This is a genomic window from Phytohabitans houttuyneae, assembly GCF_011764425.1.
Lineage (GTDB): Bacteria > Actinomycetota > Actinomycetes > Mycobacteriales > Micromonosporaceae > Phytohabitans > Phytohabitans houttuyneae.
The window spans coordinates 145,058-160,847 of record NZ_BLPF01000002.1; the positions used below are offsets into that span (position 1 = coordinate 145,058).

Below are 15,790 nucleotides of genomic sequence, written 5' to 3' on the forward strand. Positions count from 1 at the left end.
TCGTGGTCTTACCGGCGCCGTTGGGCCCCAGGAACCCGGTGACGACGCCAGGCAGGATGTCGAAGGAGACGTCGTCAACCGCGGTCAGCCGGCCGTATCGCTTGGTGAGCCGCTTCGCTGTGAGCACCGCGGAAGGCCCGGGTGGATGAAGTGGTTTCGCCATGTCCGCAACGGTCCCGCTCGCGGGGGTCTCGGTCGTCCCCCCGCAGACCACACCTCATCTCCCACCCAGGTCGGAGAACCAACGATCCGCGAGATGCTCGCGCGCAGACGTTTTCCGAGGAATCGCTGCCTTTTGAGGGAGGGTTCCGATACGTGAACGTGAGAATTCGGCGGGGGACTGGTATAGGCGGTTGGTGAAGCTGTCCTGAAGCCCGGGTTCGGGATGCTAGGGGCGTGACGAGCAACGACGGCCTGTCTGGTCTTCGGCGGCGACGCGGGCTGCTGGACGCGATCGCGGAGATCTCGGAGCATCCGGTGACGCTCGCAGCGGGCGATCTCCAGGCCGAGTCCGCCAATACGCACTGGCTGGCGGCCAGCGCCGCAGAGCGGGCCGCCCTGTCGGTGGACGAGGTGGTGGCAGCGCTGCGGCGAGCCGCTCAGGCACTTCGCGAGCGGGTAGACGGGCCCGCCGTCCTCTATGTGTGGCACGACCGGCAGGCCGCCCAACTCCGCTGCTCGATCACCTCTCGACCGCCGGATGACCTCCCGTTCGGCAGCGACTACCGCAGGATCGACGACCTCGCGACGATCGTCAGCGCATTCCTCGACGCGGACCCGGCCCCAACGGTGCCGTGGGAGCTCGAACTCACGGTGGAAGCCCCCAAACCGAGGCAGACTCCCCGCTTCTGGTGTGGATCTTCCCGCTGTCCCTTGCGCATACTGGTGACGCAGAATCCCCTGCTCCGGAGTGATTCTTGGCTGGCGGAGGATAGAAATCGCGGACCTCGGCGCGATTGTCCACGCCTTCGACGGCATGCCGCCGGCCTCCACTACAACGCGGGCGGCGGCCACGACGGGCAACCTCATCACCCTTGGCACCGTTGAGCCCGGCGTGGACCACCTCGACCGTCTCAGCCGGGCCCCGTCGCCGTCATGGTGGAGGCGCCGTCTCACGTCCGGTGAGACACCGCTACACCGAGCCGAAAGGAACGCCTCCCATGCGAGGAGCCATGTTGTACGCCCCGGCGACGTGCGCGTCGAGGAGCGTGAGGATCCCCGGATCGTCGAGCCGACCGATGCGGTCATCCGGCTGTCCGCCGCCTGCGTCTGCGGCTCAGATCTGTGGCCGTACCGCGGCATCGCGCAGGTCGACGGGCCGGCGCCGATGGGCCACGAGTACGTCGGCATCGTCGAGGAGGTCGGCGGCGACGTGCGTACCGTGCGGCCCGGGCAGTTCGTGGTCGGCTCGTTCTTCGCCTCCGACAACACCTGCGAGAACTGCCGCGCCGGCTACCAGAGCTCGTGCGTCCACCGGGTCGGGATCGGCGGGCTCGGCGCCCAGGCGCAGTACCTGCGGGTCCCCCTCGCCGACGGCACCCTCGTCGCCACGCCGGAGCCGCCGCCGGACGACCTGGTGCCGGGCCTGCTGGCCGCCTCCGACGTGCTGGGCACCGGCTGGTTCGCCGCCGTGGCCGCCGAGGTCGGCCCGGGCAGGACCGTCGCCGTCGTCGGTGACGGCGCGGTCGGCCTCCTCGGTGTCCTCGCCGCCAAGCACCTCGGCGCCGAGCGGATCATCGCCATGAGCCGGCACGCCGACCGGCAGAAACTCGCCCTCGGCTACGGCGCGACCGACATCGTCACCGAGCGCGGCGACGACGGCGTCGGCCGGATCAAGGACCTCACCGGCGGGCTCGGTGCCCACTGCGTCATCGAGGCCGTCGGCACCCAGGAGTCGATGATGCAGGCCATCCACTCGACCCGCCCCGGCGGACACGTCGGCTACGTCGGCGTCGCCCACGACGTCGCCCTGCCCGGCCTGGAGCTGTTCTACTCCCACGTCCACCTGCACGGCGGCCCCGCCCCGGTGCGCCGCTTCCTGCCCGAGCTGATCGACCTCATCGTCGAGCGGCGGATCGACCCCGGCAAGGTGTTCGACCTGACCTTGCCGCTCGAACAGGCCGCCGAAGGGTACAAGGCCATGGACGAACGCCGCGCGATCAAGGTGCTGTTGCAGCCGTGAAGGAGCAGAGCATGATCACTCGAAGTGGATCACAGCCGGCCAGCCAGGGCCCCGCGGAGTCCTTCACCGGCGAGGTACGGATCCAGCCGCTGTTCGGTGCCGAGGACAGCGCGCCGTACACGGGCCGGTCGAGGAGTTCCGCGCCGGCGACGTGGTGTGGTGCCCACCGGGTGTCAAGCACTGGCACGGCGCCGGCCCCGACGGCCCTATGACGCACCTCGCGCTCACAAACGTCCGCGACGGGCAGGTCGTCGAATGGCTCGAGCACGTCACCGACGAGGAGTACGACGCGCTCTGAGCCCGTGGCGCGGCGGCGAGCCGACACCGTCAGGCGAAGTCGGCGGCCGTCATGCCGGCCGGATGGCCGGCCGGCCATTGCACGAGCTCGATCCTGTGGCCGTCGGGATCGGTCAGCCACGACGACACCTGCCGCACGCCGCGGACCTGTGACATTCGATCCTGGCTGAAAGACCTGGCGTGCCCTCCTCGGCGACCCGATCCTGGACCAAACCCCTCAGGCGCCTGGGGTGACGTTCACCCACGTGAAGCGAAGGGGATCGATGTCAACGGCACTGTCACAGATTGGCGACCGGCTGCTCAGCCGGCTGCTGCCCAAGCAACAGGCCGGGGCGTGCGACTACTGCCAAGGGCCCTGTGCCAGCAAGTACGTGGTCGTCTGCTCGGGCGGCAGGCTGGAGTTGCTCTACTGCCACCACCGGTACTCGTGTCAATGCGGCTGCGTTCCCTACTCCTGCACCTACCAAGGTGATCTCGGAGCTTGCTGATTCCACAATGGTCGGCCGGCGCCCGCGGTGCCGGCCGGCCGCTCGGGAGGCCCACGTGACGTATCTCCAGCTGGCGAGCCGAGGCGTGCTCGGCTTCGTCATGGCGCTCGCGGTCGTCGGCAAGCTGAGCGGGCGGCGCCCGTGGCGGGACTTCCAGGCTTCGCTGGGCGGCTTCGGGTGGATGCCGCGCCCCTGGTGGCCGGCCGTCGCCGCGCTTGTCGTTCTGGCCGAGGCCACCGTGGTGGGGCTTGTCCTGCACCCCGCGACGGCCACCGCCGGCCTGCTGTTCGGCGGCCTGCTGGTGCTGGCGGTGTCGGTGGCCGTGCTTGGCGCGCGCCGCGCGGGCCGCGAGGTTCGCTGTCACTGCTTCGGCGGCGATGCCGGCCCGATCGGCAAGGCCCACCTGGCCCGCAACGTGGTGCTGCTGCTCGTGTGCGGCACCGGAGCCGCGTCGTCGGCCGTGACGACCGCGACGCCCGGCCCGGCGACCGGCGGGCTCCTGCTCGGCCTCGCCGGTGTGGCCGCCGTCGCGCTTTCGTACCCGGCGGAGCTGTCGTTCGTCATCGCGCCGCCGGCAAGACGTTCCTGACACGAAGGACGGGATTGCTATGACCTGGTTGGTTCTCGCCGGACTGCTGACGGTGCTCATCCTGACCCTGTTGAACCTCAGCCTGACCGCCGCGTTGATCCGGTACGTGCGCGAGCGCGACGCGGCCGACACGCACCACCGCCCGCCCGCCTTCGCGACCGGCCAGCGGGTCGGCTCGTTCCAGGCGTGGACCGTGGCCGGTGACGCGGTGTCCGAACAGGACCTGGACGGCGGGGACAGCCTGGTGGCGTTCGTCTCGGCGGGCTGCCCACCGTGCCAGGACGTGCTCGCGCAGCTCGAGACCGGCGTGCCGCTGCCGGAGCGCCGGCTGTTCGTGTTCGTCTTCGGTGACGACGCCGACGCTGCCTCGGTGGCCGCGCGGCTGCCTCGGGCGGTCGTGGCCCGCACCGAGGTCGCGGGGCAGGTCGGCGACGCGTTCGGCGGCGTCGAGGGATACCCGCGGCTGATGCTGGTCTCCGACGCGGTTGTCACGGCGGTCGGGCTGACGCTGGAGCAGGTGGTGCAGGCCGCCGCGCTCCCGGTCCCCACCGGGAGCCATGCGTGACCATCCTCTACACCCAGCCGGCCGAGGATCCGTCGGTGATGCCGCTGCGCCAGCGGTGGCAGGCCGCGATGCTGGCCCTCTCCCTCGGGCTGCGGGCCGCGCCGGGTGGGTACGCCACCATGGCGGCGCTTGCCGTGCTGTCCGGGGAGCCGCCCCGCTCGGGGCGTGGCTGATGAAGCTGCTCATCGACCGCCTCGTCGCCGGCCCCCAGGGCGCCGCGCCGATCCTGCTGCTGGCGCTGGGCGCCGCCCTCGCCGGTGGCGCCGCGGTGGTGATCGGCGAACTGTCCATGTACGTCGGCGCCCGGGTCCAGCGCGCGGTCACGCTGCACGTGCAGTCGGGGCTGAGCCGGCGGGTGAACCGGCTTGTCGGCCTGCGCCACTTCGAGGATCCGTCCTATCAGGACCGGATGCGCCTGGCCGCACAGGCGGCCGACACCACGCCGAACGAGACGGCGATGTTCGCCCTGGAAGGGCTGCGGCAGGGCATAGCGGTCACCGGCTTCGTGGGCACGCTGATCGCGATCTGGCCACCCATCGGCCTGCTTCTGCTCGCCGCCGCCGTCCCGGCCTACCTCGGGCAGCGGGCCACCGCCCACCGCCACGCCGCGGCCGCCCAGGCCATGTCGCCGGTCCAGCGCCGGCAGTACTACTACCGCTCGCTGATGACCGAGCGCCGCGCCGCCAAGGAGGTGCGCCTGTTCGGACTCGGTGACTTCTTCCACGGGCGGATGATGGCCACGCTCACCCGCGGCACCAATGTGGAACTCGCCGTGCAGCGCCGGGCGGCGCTGATCCAGAGTGGAATCGCGGTGTTGAACGCCGTCGTGGGCGGCATCGGCGTCGGCGTGGTCGCGTGGCGGGCGGCGCGCGGCTCGGCGACCGTCGGCGACGTGACCCTGTTCGTGGCCGCCGTCGCGGCACTGCAGGGCGCGCTCGGCGGGCTGCTGTCCAGCCTTGGCCGGGTGCAGGCCGGCGTGCTCCTGATGCGCCACTACACCGCGGTCATGGACGGGACGGACGACCTGGTGGACGGCACCAACCCCGTGCCGCCGCTGCGCCACTGCGTCGAGCTGCGGGACGTCTGGTTCCGCTACTCGCCGGCGGGGCCGTGGGTGCTGCGGGGCGTCAACCTGACCATCCCGGTAGGACAGTCGGTGGGGCTGGTCGGCCTCAACGGTGCCGGCAAGACCACCCTGGTCAAGATCCTGTGCCGGCTGTACGCGCCGGAGCGCGGCGTCATCCTGTGGGACGGTGTGGACATCGCGACGTTCGAGGCGGCCCAGCTGCGACGGCGGATCTCGGCGACCTTCCAGGATTTCGTCACGTACGACATGACGGTGCGGGAGAACATCGGCATCGGCGATCTGTCCAAGATGGACGACGCGGACCGGGTCCGCCGCGCCGCCACCGCCTGCGGCCTGTCCGGGGCCGTCGACGAGCTGCCGGAGGGGTACGAGACGATGGTGAGCCTCAGCTTCTTCGGCGCCAGCGAAAACCGCGGTGTGATGCTGTCCGGCGGGCAGCTGCAGCGGCTCGCGATCGCCCGGTCGGTACTGCGCGACGGTGCCGACCTGCTGATCCTCGACGAGCCCAGCTCGGGCCTGGACGCGATGGCCGAGCACCACCTGCACGCCACGCTCAGCGCCCGCCGGGCGGGCGGCACGAGCCTGCTCGTCTCGCACCGGCTGGGGGCGCTGCGCGACGCCGACCTCCTCGTGGTGCTGAGCGAGGGCGAGGTCGCGGAACGCGGCACGCACGACGAGCTGATGGCGGCGGAGGGCGTGTACGCGACCCTGTTCAGCCTGCAGGCCACGTCCTATCAGGACGATCGCGTCACCCAGCGGGTGGATGACGTGGTGGGCCTGGCGCACGCCGGCGGGATCATCCGGCTGGACTCGTGAGGAGAGCGCCGTGGCCGGTCTTGTGACGCTCCTGATCATCGGCTGCGCGGTGGCGTTGGCGGCCGGGTACGCGCGGACGAAGCTGATCCTGGTCGTGGTCGACGGGGACAGCATGCGGCCGCTGATCGCCGCGGGTACCCGCGTGCTGGTCCGCCGCACCCGACGGTGCCGCGGGGGCGACATCGTGCTGCTGCGCCCGTGGCGCTTCGGCCCGCCGATGGTGAAGCAGGTCGTGGCGGTCGCGGGTGACCCGGTGCCGGCCGAGTTCCGGCCGGTGACGGCGGCCGCCACCGTGCCGGACGGGATGCTGCTGATCCGCGGGACGGCCCCGGACAGCATGGACTCCCGGCAGCTCGGGCCGCTGGCCACCGGCGATGTCGTCGGGGTCGTCCTCGGTCGGCGGCCGCCCATCCCGGCCCCGGCCGCGCCCGGCGGAGCGCCACGATTGACCGGCGGGGTTTGAACTTGTCGCGCGGAGGTGGCAGCGGGGGTCGGGGTTTCGGCGAGCGCCCCAGCGCGAGCCGCCGACCGCCGCGGTCTCCGGCGGGAGCAGCGGTCCGCCGCTGACGCGGACCCGGGAACTCCGCTTGGCTAACGGGAGCGGCGGCGGGGCTTGCTGTTGGGCGGGCCGTCTTCGGAGAGGGCGGCGACCGAGTCGAGGTGGGCCTCCATGGCGGCCGCCGCCGCCGGGCCGTCGCCGGCCTCAATCGCGTCGAGGATGGCCTGGTGCTCGATGTCGGCGCGGTGGGCGCGTCCCTCGATCTTCGTGAGGGTGAGCGCCTGGTCCTGCAGCACCTGCCGCAGGTCGCCGACCAGCAGCTCGAAGAGCGGGTTGCGCGTGGCGGCCGCGATGCCGATATGAATGTCGGCGTCGATCTCGATCCGCTTGCTCGCCTCGGGCGTGGCGCCGAACCGCTGCACCAGCTGGCGAAGCTTCTTCAGGTCGGCCGCGGTGCGCCGCTCGGCCGCCAGCCGGGCCGACGGGACCTCGAGCGCGCGCCGGATCTCGCCGAGCTGCGCCGGCAGGTAGCGACCCATCAGCAGCTGTGAGCTGAGGTGGGTGGAGGCGACGAACGTGCCCTTGCCCGCGTGCGAGCGGGTCAGGCCGAGCGCGTTGAGGCTGTAGAGCGCCTCGCGGATGACCGATCGGCTCACCGAGAACGACTGAGCGAGCTCGGCCTCCGAAGGCAGGCGGTCGTTGACCGCGTAGTGGCCATTTTCGATCAGCTCGATGAGCTGCGCCCGGACGACCTCCGATGCGCGCCGCTGCTGTACTGGCCTGATGGTCACGCCAGAACCGTACCGGTCTGGTTGTCTGACAGCAATATCCCGCTCCACTCAGCGCACCCCAAATGGTTACATTCCAATATGGTAATTCGACCACGGCGTCGTGCACGGATTGCCCGGTGCCACGTGCAGGGCCGCCTCTTCGACATCGATTATGATGCCCGCGACTGTACAGGTCCGCTCGGCCTCCGGCATGTTCGCGTTGGGGTGCTGGCATACGCTATTCGGCTCGTATGTGTGGTCCGCGAGTGCGGCTTTGAGCGTTTCGATCGTGTGTTCGCGCCGGCCGCGCAGTTGGCCGTCGATCGCCCGTAGGCGGTCGACGGTGTGCTTCTTGCGCGCGAGGTAGACGTCCCGCTCGGTGAGCTCGGCGGTCAGGAAGTGGTTGGCGTGTGTCAGCACACCGCCGGTCGGTGACAGTCGCCGATACCCGCCGGCCACCGGTGTGGTCTCGATGTCGGTGCAGAAGCCGCTGCGGTCGAAGACCAGGTAGTTGGCGGAGATGGCCCGGTCCGTCTCGGCGATCCGGTCGGCCGCGTGCTTGCCGGAGTCGCTGTCCAGCACCGACCGCAGCAGTACGTGGTAGGGCACCGCCGTCTTGCCCTCGGAGTGGCTGCTGATCAACGTGTTGGTGCACAGCCCGACGCCGGCCGAGTTGAAGCCCACCTTGGCCAGCAGGCCGGCCTCCACGACGGTCACGAAGTCCGGGCCGTCGTCTCGCCGCACCTCCAGCACCACCGAAGTCTGCCGGGCGTGTGAGATCCAGTCCCAGTTCTGCCCCGCGATGTACGTGCGGGTGCGTGTCGCCTCCGGCGTGAGGCAGAAGGCGGTGCACTCCAACGGCTCGATCGCGCTGCCGCTGCCGAACATCAGCTCGCTGCGGGTGTTGAGTGCGAGGACGTCCTCGATCTGGAGGTTGGCGCCCTCGGCGATGCCGGCCAGCTCGTCGGCGATCGCGGGGGAGAAGTCGGCGATCACCGGCAGGAAGCCGCGCGCCCGGCGCTGCACCTCGGGCCAGGACCAGCCCTGGTAGTGGTCGAAGACCCGCGCGTAGCCGACCATCGAGCTCTCGATCTCGCGTCGCGCCACGGCTCCGTAGGCCCGGCCCCGCTCGCGTGGCGGCCCGCTGACGCGGTAGTGCGGGAACGAGTGCGATGAGGTCACGGAGGTCCTCTCTGCAGAATGCCAGGCCGTCAGGTTGTCAGACAGGTACACGGCCGGATACGTTGCGAGTTCCGGGCAATCTAAGCACGATGTCTGGCAGCCAGACAACCGGTCAAGTGCTGATACGGAAACGGAGACGACGCATGCCGACAGCCCTGGTGGCGGGCGGAGCAACGGGCATCGGTCGCGCGGTCGCGCGCCGGCTGCTGGGCGCCGGGTGGCACGTCCACGTCAGCGACATCGCCGACGGCACGGCGCGGGAAGCGCTGGGCGACCAGCCCGCCGAGCGGTACTCGGTCTCGCGCGTCGACCTCTCCGCCGCGGCCGGCGCCGCCGACGCGGTGTCCGCCGCGCTGGAGCTGACCGGTGAGCTGACCGCCGTCGTGGTCTGCGTGGGCCTGCTGGTCGAGCGCGAGCTCGCCGACTTCACGGTCGAGGAGTGGGACCGCACCATGGCGCTCAACCTGCGCGCGCCCTTCCTGATCACTCAGTCAGCCGCCCCGCACCTGATCGCGTCGGGTGCCGGGCGAGTGGTGCTGACCGGTTCCACGGCGGCGTTCCGCGGCGGGGGCGGGTCGTTCGCCTACGCGGCGTCGAAGGGCGGGCTCGTCGCGCTGGTGCGCTCGCTCGCGGTGGCGCTCGGTCCGTCCGGCGTATCGGTCAACTGCGTGTGCCCCGGCTGGATCGACACGCCGTTCAACGACCCGTACTGGGAGCGGGTCGGCATCGAGCGCGCACAGGCCGAGCGAGACCTCGTCGCACGGATCCCGCGCGGCGCGCTCGGGCAGCCGGACGACGTCGCCGGCCTGATGGCGTTTCTCGCGTCGCGGGACGCGGGCTACATCACCGGGCAGTCCTTCGTCGTCGACGGCGGGCTGCTGGCCTCGTGAGCACGGGAGGTTTCCCCATGACCAGACAGATCACGACAATCGACTGCCAGACCGCGCAGCGCGTTGCCGCGGCGGTCGTCGCGGAGGCCACCGGCCGCCGGGTCGCCGTGGCGGTCGTGGTGACCGATCCGGCCGGCGAGCCGATCGCGGTCGTACGGATGGACGGCGCCAACGCTGTCGCGCTGCGCCTCGCCACCGACAAGGCGTACACGGCGGTGGCCTTCGGCGCGCCCAGCCACCACTGGGCGGAGGCGACCGCACCCGGCGGGGTCGACTGGGGGATGGCCAACGCCGCCGGTGGCCGGATTCTCGTGCTTCCCGGCGGGCTGCCGATCCGGGCCGGCGGTCAGGTGGTCGGCGCGGTCGGCGTGAGCGGCGCGGCACCGCCCGTCGACCTCGCGTGTGCCGAAGCCGGCTGCGCCGCACTGGAGGCCGCATGATCCCTTGCGCCCCGGCGCGCCGGCTCGATAACTTGTCAGGCAAGTGGACAACCGGACTTCCAAGCCGCTGAGGAGTAGCGCATGTCGCTGAGCGGAAGGACCATCGCCGTGCTGGCCGGTGAGGGATATCAGGAACTCGAGCTGTGGTACCCGGTGCTGCGGGCGCGCGAGGCGGGGGCCGACGTCGCGGTCGTGACGTCCGAGCCCGCGGGGGTCACCAGCCACCTCGGCTACCCGCTGATCCCGGTCGGCCAGGACACCGACCCGGACCGGTTCGACGCGGTCGTCGTCGCGGGCACGGTGACCGGCGTCCCGGCGCTGTCCGAGGCGCAGACGAAAGTATTGCGGGCGGCCGAGGCGGGGTCCAAACCCATCTACACCCTCGGCACCGCGGGCCAGGTGGAGGCGGCCGGCGCGCAGCGGTTTGCGTCCGCGGACGCACTGCCTGAGCTGATGAGGGCCCTGGTTTCCGATCTGTCCCCGAGTGGGGTGAGCGCATGAAGGTGCTGCGCACAGTGCTCGGCGACGTCCCGGCCGAGTCGTCCGGGCTGATGCTGTCGCACGAGCACCTGCTCTACGGGTACCCGGGCGCCGAGCTCGACCCCCGCGCGGCCCTGGACTACGACGCGGCGGTGGACTTCGTCGCCAAGCAGGTCCGCAAGGGTAAGCAGGACCACGGCTACGGCACGATCGTGGACATGACGCCGCCGGAGGTCGGGCGGTACCCGAAGTTCATGGCCGACGTCGCCGTGAAGACCGGCATGAACGTCATCGCCATCACCGGCTTCTTCCCTGAGCGGATGGGCATCCCGTACTACTGGCGGCGGCAGACGGTGGAGGAGCTGACCGAGTTCTTCGTCAGCGACCTCACCGAGGGCATGGTCTTCGCCTGGCACAAGACGCCGTACCGGGCCGGCGCGATCAAGATTGCCACGGGGCAGGAGAGCGTCACGCCGAAGCCGAGCCCGCTCGGCCCCAACGGCCGGCACATCCACGAGGTCGAAGACCGGGTGATCCGCGCGGCAGCCCACGCGGCGAAACAGGTCGGCTGTGCCATCAACACGCATATCGACCCAATGGACTTCGACGTGACAAACCCGCTGCGCGAGCAGCTGGAGATCCTCCTTGAGGAGGGGCTGGACCCGGGTAAGGTGATCTTGGGGCACGCGTTCGTCCCGCCGCAGCTCGGCGCGATGAAGGAAGTGCTCGACATGGGCGCCAACGTTCAGCTCGACCACGTCGGCATCCCGTGGCGGATCAGCAGTGCGGAGGAGCTGGACGAGGCGATGGCCGTCGCGCTTGTCGAGCTGCTCGACGCCGGGTACGGCGACCGGATCACCATGTCGTTCGACCGGTGGTTCATGAACCCCCGCGCGGGCGTCACCGAGCAGGATCCGCAGCTGCTCAACGAGAAGGTCGACCTGAGCTACATGTTCACCAGCTGGGTGCCGCGGCTGAAGTCCAAGGGCGTCACGGACGAGCAGCTCCGGAAGATCATGGTCGACAACCCGCGCCGGATCTTCTCCATCGAGGTACCCGACCCCGCGCCCGCCGCCGCATAGCAGAGAGCAGGTTGACCGTGGACGTTTCGCAGGCCCGCGTGGCCGTCCTGTGTGAAAACCAGTACCAGGAGCTGGAGCTGTGGTATCCGGTGCTCCGGCTGCGTGAGGCCGGCGCGACCGTCGTGATCGTCGGGCCGGTGCGCGGCGAGGTGTACGCCAGCAAGCTCGGCTACCCCGCGGTCGCGGAGGTGGCGATCGACGAGGTCACGCCGGACCACTTCGACGCCGTCGTGGTGCCGGGCGGGTTCTCGCCGGAGTACCTGCGGCGCAACAAGGCGATGGTCGATTTCATCAAGGCGAGCGTGGCCGAGGACAAGCCGGTAGCGGCGATCTGCCACGCCGGCTGGCTACTCGCCACCGCCGACGTCGTCAAGGGTCGCCGGGCCACGTCGGTGGCGACAATCCGCGACGACGTACGGCACGCCGGCGCGATCTGGCTCGACGAGCCCGTCGTGCGCGACGGCAAGCTGCTCACCGCGCAGCTGCCCAACGACCTGCCCGCGTTTCTGGCCGGTGTGCTCGACTTCATCGACGAGGCCGAGCAGGTCGAGCGGCCGCCGCTGCCCGAACACGAGACGAGCTCGGCGGTCTACGACCGCGTCGCCGTGCTGAAGAACCGCGCCGCCGGACCGGGCTCGGCCAACTACCGCGCATACGCCGAGCTCGCCTGAGATGCACATCGACCTGCCCCTCGCTGAGCTGCGTACGTTCCATTACGACGAGCCCGAGCCGGCCGACTTCGACGACTTCTGGCGCCGCACGCTGGCCGAGCAGGAGGCGCACCCGCTGGACCCGGTGATCACTAAGGTCGAGTCCGAGCTCAGCACCGTCGACGTGTACGACATCGAGTTCGGTGGCTACGACGGGGCGCGGGTCAAGGGTTGGCTGATCCGGCCGGCCGGTGCCAGCGGGCCGTTGCCGGCGGTCGTGGAGTACATCGGCTACGGCGGCGGCCGCGGGCTGCCGATCGAGTCCCTGGCGTACGCGTCGGCCGGCTTCGCCCACTTCGTCATGGACACCCGTGGCCAGGGCAGCACGTGGCGGACCGGGGAGACGCCGGACCCGGTGGAGACTCCGCCGGCGCAGCCCGGCCACCTGACGCGGGGCATCCTCGACCCGGAGCGGTACTACTACCGGCGGCTGTACATCGACGCGTACAGGTTCGTCGACGTCGCCAAGGGCGTGGAAGGGGTCGACCGCGACCGGGTCGTCGCTACCGGGCGAAGCCAGGGCGGCGCGCTGTCGGTCGCGGTCGGCGGCCTCCGCGACGACCTCGCCTGGCTCGCGCCTCAGGTCACGTTCCTGTCCGCGTTCCGACGGGCGCTGCGGGTCACCGAGCAGGGGCCGCTCGGCGAGCTGAAGCGCTGGCTCGCCATCCACCGCACCAAGGCGGCACAGGCGTTCGACACGCTGGGCTACTTCGACGCGGTGTACTTCGCCCGGCGCGGGCGCGCTCCGGCCTCGTTCTGCGTCGGGCTCGCCGACCTCATCGCGCCGCCGTCCAGCGTGTTCGCCGGACACAACGACTACGCCGGCGAGAAGCGGATGACGGTGTGGGAGTTCAACGGTCACGAGGGCGGCGGCCCCGAGGACCAGCTGCGCGTCATCCGCGAGGTGCGCGCGCTATGACAGCCTTTCCGCCAGGGCCGGTCGACCTGCACCAGCACGTCATCCCGCGCGGCTACGTCGAGCGGCTGACCGCGATCGGCGTACAGGCACAGCCCGGGATCCCGTTTCCCACCTGGGATCGGGCCCGGGCGCTGGCCGCGCTGGACGACCTCGGCATCGCGGTCGCGGTCGTCTCCACCGCCTCACCCGGGTACTACTTCGGCGACCAGGACTTCGCGACCGCCCTGGTGCGGGACACCAACGACGAGCTGGCCGAGCTGACGAGAGATCCGCGGTTTCTCGCGTTCGCCGCGGTGCCGCTGCCTTCGGCCGACGCCGCGGTCGCGGAGGTGCGGCGGCTCGCCGGCGTACCGGGATTCGCGGGCGTCAGCCTGCTCACCAACTACGCCGGCCGCTACCCGGGCGATCCGTCCTTCGACCCGCTGCTGGCCGAGCTCGACGCGCTGAACGCGATCGTGCACATCCACCCGACACTGCCGCCGTGGTGGCCCGAGGGTGCCATCGACCTTCGCCCGTCGTTGCTGGAGTACGTCTTCGACACGAGCCGGGCACTGACCAACCTGATGCTTTCCGGCGCTGTCGACAGGTACCCGGGGATCTCCTGGGTCTTCTCGCACTGCGGCGGTGTGCTGCCCTACATCTCGCGCCGGCTGGAGATCGCCGAGCCGCTGCCGGAGCTGGCCCAGGTCAAAGGCGTCGTCGCGACGATGGCGCGGCTGGGCTACGACTCGGCGCTGTCGGCCAGCGGATCGGGGCTCGGCGGCCTGCTCGGCGTCGTGCCCGCCGACCAGGTGGTGCTGGGTACCGACTACCCGTTCGTCGACGAGGAGACGGTCCGCGAGGAGTTCCGGCGGCTGGACACCTTCGCGCAGGTCGGTGGCGTGGCCGGACTCGGCGCCAACTCACGTGCGCTGATCGGGCTCGACAGCCGCTCAGAAATCACGATCCAGCGAAACGGAAAGGGACCGACACGGTGAGAACGGCGCGGTTGTACGGAGCGGGTGACCTGCGGGTCGAGCAGGTACCCGATCCCACCCCCAAAGCCGGCGAGGCCGTGGTGCGGATCCACGCGTCCGGCGTCTGCCCGAGCGACATCCGCAGCTACACCGGCGTGAAGGCCACGAAGGCGCCGTGGACGCCGGGCCACGAGATCGCCGGCGTCATCGAGGCGCTCGGCGACGACGCACCCGCGCCGTGGGCGGTCGGCGACCGGGTCGCGGTCGACTGGCGCGGGGTGTGCGGCACCTGCCGGCAGTGCCAGCGCGGCGCCGCCAACTTCTGCGAGAACGTGGTCTCCTACCCGATCGCCGGCTTCGCCGACTTCACCGCGATGCCGCTGCGGCAGCTGCGCCGGCTGCCGGACGAGGTCTCGTTCGAGGCGGCGAGCTTCGGCGAGCCGCTCGCCTGCGTGCTCAACGCCCACCGCGCCATCCCGGTCGAGCTCGGCGCCGACGTGCTGGTGGTCGGCGCCGGCCCGATCGGGCTGCTGCACACCCAGGTCGCGGCCAGCCGGGGCGCGCGGGTGATCGTGCTGGACCGGCTCGCCGCGCGGCTGGAGGTCGCGCGTGCGTGCGGCGCGCACGACGTCGTGGTGGCCGGCGACGAGGACGGTGGCGCCGCCGAGGTCCGCGCGCTCACCGATGGCTACGGGCCGGACGCGGTCATCGTGACGGTCGGCATCCCCGAGGTGATCCAGACGGCGCTGGCCATGGCGGGCAAGAACGCGACGGTCAACCTGTTCGCCGGCACCCATCCCAAGGGCAGCATCGCGGTGAACCCCGACATCCCGCACTACGACCAGGTGTCGATCAACGGGAGCCACGACTTCATACCGCACGACTTCAGCACCGCGCTGCGGCTGCTGCGCTTCGGCCTGGTCGACGTCGCACCGCTCATCAGCCACCGGTTCGACCTCGCCGACATCACCAAGGCGTTCGAGACGACCCGGACACAGACCGGCCTCAAGTCGATCATCGTCGCCTGAACAGGGGAGAACCGCATGACATTGACCGATCACACGCTGGCGTGGCCTCGGCGCCGGATGCACCACGTCTTCGCACCCGACGGCCGGGCCGTGGTCGCGGCGCTGGACGCCGGCCTCAAGTACGGCGTCAAGCCCGGCCTGGGCGACGCCCGGGCGGCGGTGCGCCGGATCGTCGACGGCGGCATCGACGCCGTGCTGGCCGGCATCGGATTCGCCCGCGCGACCGCCGGCGAGCTCGGTGGGCGCGGTCTGATCCTCGCCCTCGACAGCGAGATCCCGTCCGCCGGCTACGGCGTCGAGCAAGCGGTGCGGTACGGCGCCGACGCGCTGGAGCTGAAGGTCTTCCCGGGCAACCCGGAGCGGACCGTGCTCGGCGAGCTGCGCGAGCTGGCCGCCGAGGCCGACCGGTGGGGGATGCCGCTGATGGCCGAGCCGATCCCGGTCAGCTTCGCCGCTACCGAGGCGCACACCGTCGCCAACGTCGCCGACGGCGCGCGGATCGCGGCCGAGGCCGGCGCCGACTTCGTCAAGGCGCAGTTCGTCGGGACGGTCGAGGAGTTCGCCGGCGTGGTGGGCACCTGCCCGGTACCGCTGCTCGCGCTCGGCGGCCCGGTCAAGCCCACGCCGCGCGACGCGCTGCAGCTGGCGCACGACGCGATCGCGGCCGGCGCGCACGGCGTCGTCTACGGCCGCAACATCGTCGAGGCCGAGCGGCCGGACCTGATGGTCGAGGCGCTCGTGGAGATCGTGCACGGGGGTGCCTCGGTGGACGCGGCGGCGAAACACCTCAACGCGCCACTGTGAGCGAGC

General features: G+C 71.2%; 19 protein-coding genes and 1 pseudogene. 16 read left to right on the plus strand and 4 right to left on the minus strand.

What is annotated here, in order from left to right:
• Window positions 1–7 precede the first annotated feature (7 nt).
• Window positions 8–163, minus strand: a pseudogene (locus Phou_RS55610) (hypothetical protein); the annotation flags it as partial.
• 233 nt (window positions 164–396) lie between these two features.
• On the opposite strand from Phou_RS55610, the gene Phou_RS24200 reads away from it, so the two are divergent.
• Complete coding sequence (locus tag Phou_RS24200) at window positions 397–1,047, plus strand: hypothetical protein (protein ID WP_173059169.1); 651 nt, start codon at window positions 397–399, stop codon at window positions 1,045–1,047.
• A 145-nt stretch (window positions 1,048–1,192) separates the two neighbouring features.
• Complete coding sequence (locus Phou_RS24205) at window positions 1,193–2,182, plus strand: zinc-dependent alcohol dehydrogenase family protein (protein ID WP_173059172.1); 990 nt, start codon at window positions 1,193–1,195, stop codon at window positions 2,180–2,182.
• A 327-nt stretch (window positions 2,183–2,509) separates the two neighbouring features.
• Here Phou_RS24205 and Phou_RS54520 read toward each other — a convergent pair whose 3' ends face one another.
• The gene (locus Phou_RS54520; RefSeq protein WP_281365082.1) at window positions 2,510–2,635 is read right to left on the minus strand and encodes a VOC family protein; all 126 of its coding nucleotides are present in this window, start codon (window positions 2,633–2,635) and stop codon (window positions 2,510–2,512) included.
• A 387-nt stretch (window positions 2,636–3,022) separates the two neighbouring features.
• Between Phou_RS54520 and Phou_RS24220 the strand changes: the two genes are divergently transcribed.
• Genes Phou_RS24220 through Phou_RS24240 form a run of 5 tightly spaced genes read left to right on the plus strand, consistent with a single transcriptional unit; the run spans window position 3,023 to window position 6,487 of the window.
• The gene (locus tag Phou_RS24220) at window positions 3,023–3,556 is read left to right on the plus strand and encodes a MauE/DoxX family redox-associated membrane protein (protein WP_173059175.1); all 534 of its coding nucleotides are present in this window, start codon (window positions 3,023–3,025) and stop codon (window positions 3,554–3,556) included.
• Between the two features lie 19 nt (window positions 3,557–3,575).
• Window positions 3,576–4,121: a hypothetical protein gene (locus Phou_RS24225; protein WP_173059178.1), complete on the plus strand. Its 546-nt coding sequence runs from the start codon at window positions 3,576–3,578 to the stop codon at window positions 4,119–4,121.
• Window positions 4,118–4,294 carry a hypothetical protein gene (locus Phou_RS24230; RefSeq protein ID WP_173059181.1) on the plus strand — a complete coding sequence of 59 codons (177 nt, stop codon included), beginning with the start codon at window positions 4,118–4,120 and terminating at the stop codon, window positions 4,292–4,294. Before Phou_RS24225 ends, Phou_RS24230 begins: the two co-directional genes overlap by 4 nt.
• Window positions 4,294–6,024, plus strand: coding sequence for an ABC transporter ATP-binding protein (locus Phou_RS24235; protein ID WP_173059184.1), 1,731 nt, complete (start codon window positions 4,294–4,296; stop codon window positions 6,022–6,024). Before Phou_RS24230 ends, Phou_RS24235 begins: the two co-directional genes overlap by 1 nt.
• A 10-nt stretch (window positions 6,025–6,034) precedes the next feature.
• A complete protein-coding gene (locus tag Phou_RS24240) occupies window positions 6,035–6,487 on the plus strand; it encodes a S26 family signal peptidase (protein WP_173059186.1) in 453 nt (150 codons plus the stop codon).
• 128 nt (window positions 6,488–6,615) lie between these two features.
• Here the strand turns inward: Phou_RS24240 and Phou_RS24245 are convergent, their stop codons facing one another.
• Both Phou_RS24245 and Phou_RS24250 read right to left on the minus strand, forming a co-directional pair.
• A complete protein-coding gene (locus Phou_RS24245) occupies window positions 6,616–7,314 on the minus strand; it encodes a FadR/GntR family transcriptional regulator (RefSeq protein WP_173059189.1) in 699 nt (232 codons plus the stop codon).
• 66 nt (window positions 7,315–7,380) lie between these two features.
• Window positions 7,381–8,475, minus strand: coding sequence for a C45 family autoproteolytic acyltransferase/hydrolase (locus Phou_RS24250; RefSeq protein WP_173059192.1), 1,095 nt, complete (start codon window positions 8,473–8,475; stop codon window positions 7,381–7,383).
• A 143-nt stretch (window positions 8,476–8,618) separates the two neighbouring features.
• Here Phou_RS24250 and Phou_RS24255 point away from each other — a divergent pair, with 143 nt between their 5' ends.
• The 9 genes from Phou_RS24255 (at window position 8,619) to Phou_RS24295 (ending at window position 15,784) form a co-directional block, all read left to right on the plus strand.
• Window positions 8,619–9,365: an SDR family NAD(P)-dependent oxidoreductase gene (locus Phou_RS24255; protein WP_173059195.1), complete on the plus strand. Its 747-nt coding sequence runs from the start codon at window positions 8,619–8,621 to the stop codon at window positions 9,363–9,365.
• A gap of 17 nt (window positions 9,366–9,382) precedes the next feature.
• A complete protein-coding gene (locus Phou_RS24260; RefSeq protein ID WP_173059198.1) occupies window positions 9,383–9,805 on the plus strand; it encodes a GlcG/HbpS family heme-binding protein in 423 nt (140 codons plus the stop codon).
• A gap of 81 nt (window positions 9,806–9,886) precedes the next feature.
• Complete coding sequence (locus Phou_RS24265) at window positions 9,887–10,306, plus strand: DJ-1/PfpI family protein (RefSeq protein ID WP_173059201.1); 420 nt, start codon at window positions 9,887–9,889, stop codon at window positions 10,304–10,306.
• The gene (locus tag Phou_RS24270; RefSeq protein ID WP_173059204.1) at window positions 10,303–11,367 is read left to right on the plus strand and encodes a phosphotriesterase family protein; all 1,065 of its coding nucleotides are present in this window, start codon (window positions 10,303–10,305) and stop codon (window positions 11,365–11,367) included. The genes Phou_RS24265 and Phou_RS24270 overlap by 4 nt, the downstream gene beginning before the upstream one ends.
• A gap of 17 nt (window positions 11,368–11,384) precedes the next feature.
• Entirely contained in the window at window positions 11,385–12,038 is a 654-nt protein-coding gene (locus Phou_RS24275) for a type 1 glutamine amidotransferase domain-containing protein (RefSeq protein WP_246273845.1), read from the plus strand.
• A gap of 1 nt (window position 12,039) precedes the next feature.
• The gene (locus Phou_RS24280; protein WP_173059207.1) at window positions 12,040–12,996 is read left to right on the plus strand and encodes an acetylxylan esterase; all 957 of its coding nucleotides are present in this window, start codon (window positions 12,040–12,042) and stop codon (window positions 12,994–12,996) included.
• Window positions 12,993–13,973, plus strand: coding sequence for an amidohydrolase family protein (locus Phou_RS24285; protein ID WP_173059210.1), 981 nt, complete (start codon window positions 12,993–12,995; stop codon window positions 13,971–13,973). Before Phou_RS24280 ends, Phou_RS24285 begins: the two co-directional genes overlap by 4 nt.
• Window positions 13,970–14,980, plus strand: a complete 1,011-nt coding sequence (locus tag Phou_RS24290; RefSeq protein WP_173059213.1) for a zinc-dependent alcohol dehydrogenase — start codon at window positions 13,970–13,972, stop codon at window positions 14,978–14,980. Before Phou_RS24285 ends, Phou_RS24290 begins: the two co-directional genes overlap by 4 nt.
• Before the next feature lie 15 nt (window positions 14,981–14,995).
• On the plus strand, window positions 14,996–15,784 hold the full coding sequence (locus Phou_RS24295; RefSeq protein ID WP_173059216.1) for a class I fructose-bisphosphate aldolase: 789 nt from the start codon (window positions 14,996–14,998) through the stop codon (window positions 15,782–15,784).
• The last annotated feature ends 6 nt before the right edge of the window (window positions 15,785–15,790 follow it).

What these genes read in the sequence shown, in the direction of transcription:
- Phou_RS54520 (WP_281365082.1), bottom strand. Translation starts at nt 2,635, where the DNA reads ATGTCACAGGTCCGCGGCGTGCGGCAGGTGTCGTCGTGGCTGACCGAT.
- Phou_RS24225 (WP_173059178.1), top strand. Translation starts at nt 3,576, where the DNA reads ATGACCTGGTTGGTTCTCGCCGGACTGCTGACGGTGCTCATCCTGACC.
- Phou_RS24235 (WP_173059184.1), top strand. Translation starts at nt 4,294, where the DNA reads ATGAAGCTGCTCATCGACCGCCTCGTCGCCGGCCCCCAGGGCGCCGCG.
- Phou_RS24255 (WP_173059195.1), top strand. Translation starts at nt 8,619, where the DNA reads ATGCCGACAGCCCTGGTGGCGGGCGGAGCAACGGGCATCGGTCGCGCG.
- Phou_RS24260 (WP_173059198.1), top strand. Translation starts at nt 9,383, where the DNA reads ATGACCAGACAGATCACGACAATCGACTGCCAGACCGCGCAGCGCGTT.
- Phou_RS24265 (WP_173059201.1), top strand. Translation starts at nt 9,887, where the DNA reads ATGTCGCTGAGCGGAAGGACCATCGCCGTGCTGGCCGGTGAGGGATAT.
- Phou_RS24270 (WP_173059204.1), top strand. Translation starts at nt 10,303, where the DNA reads ATGAAGGTGCTGCGCACAGTGCTCGGCGACGTCCCGGCCGAGTCGTCC.
- Phou_RS24280 (WP_173059207.1), top strand. Translation starts at nt 12,040, where the DNA reads ATGCACATCGACCTGCCCCTCGCTGAGCTGCGTACGTTCCATTACGAC.
- Phou_RS24285 (WP_173059210.1), top strand. Translation starts at nt 12,993, where the DNA reads ATGACAGCCTTTCCGCCAGGGCCGGTCGACCTGCACCAGCACGTCATC.
- Phou_RS24295 (WP_173059216.1), top strand. Translation starts at nt 14,996, where the DNA reads ATGACATTGACCGATCACACGCTGGCGTGGCCTCGGCGCCGGATGCAC.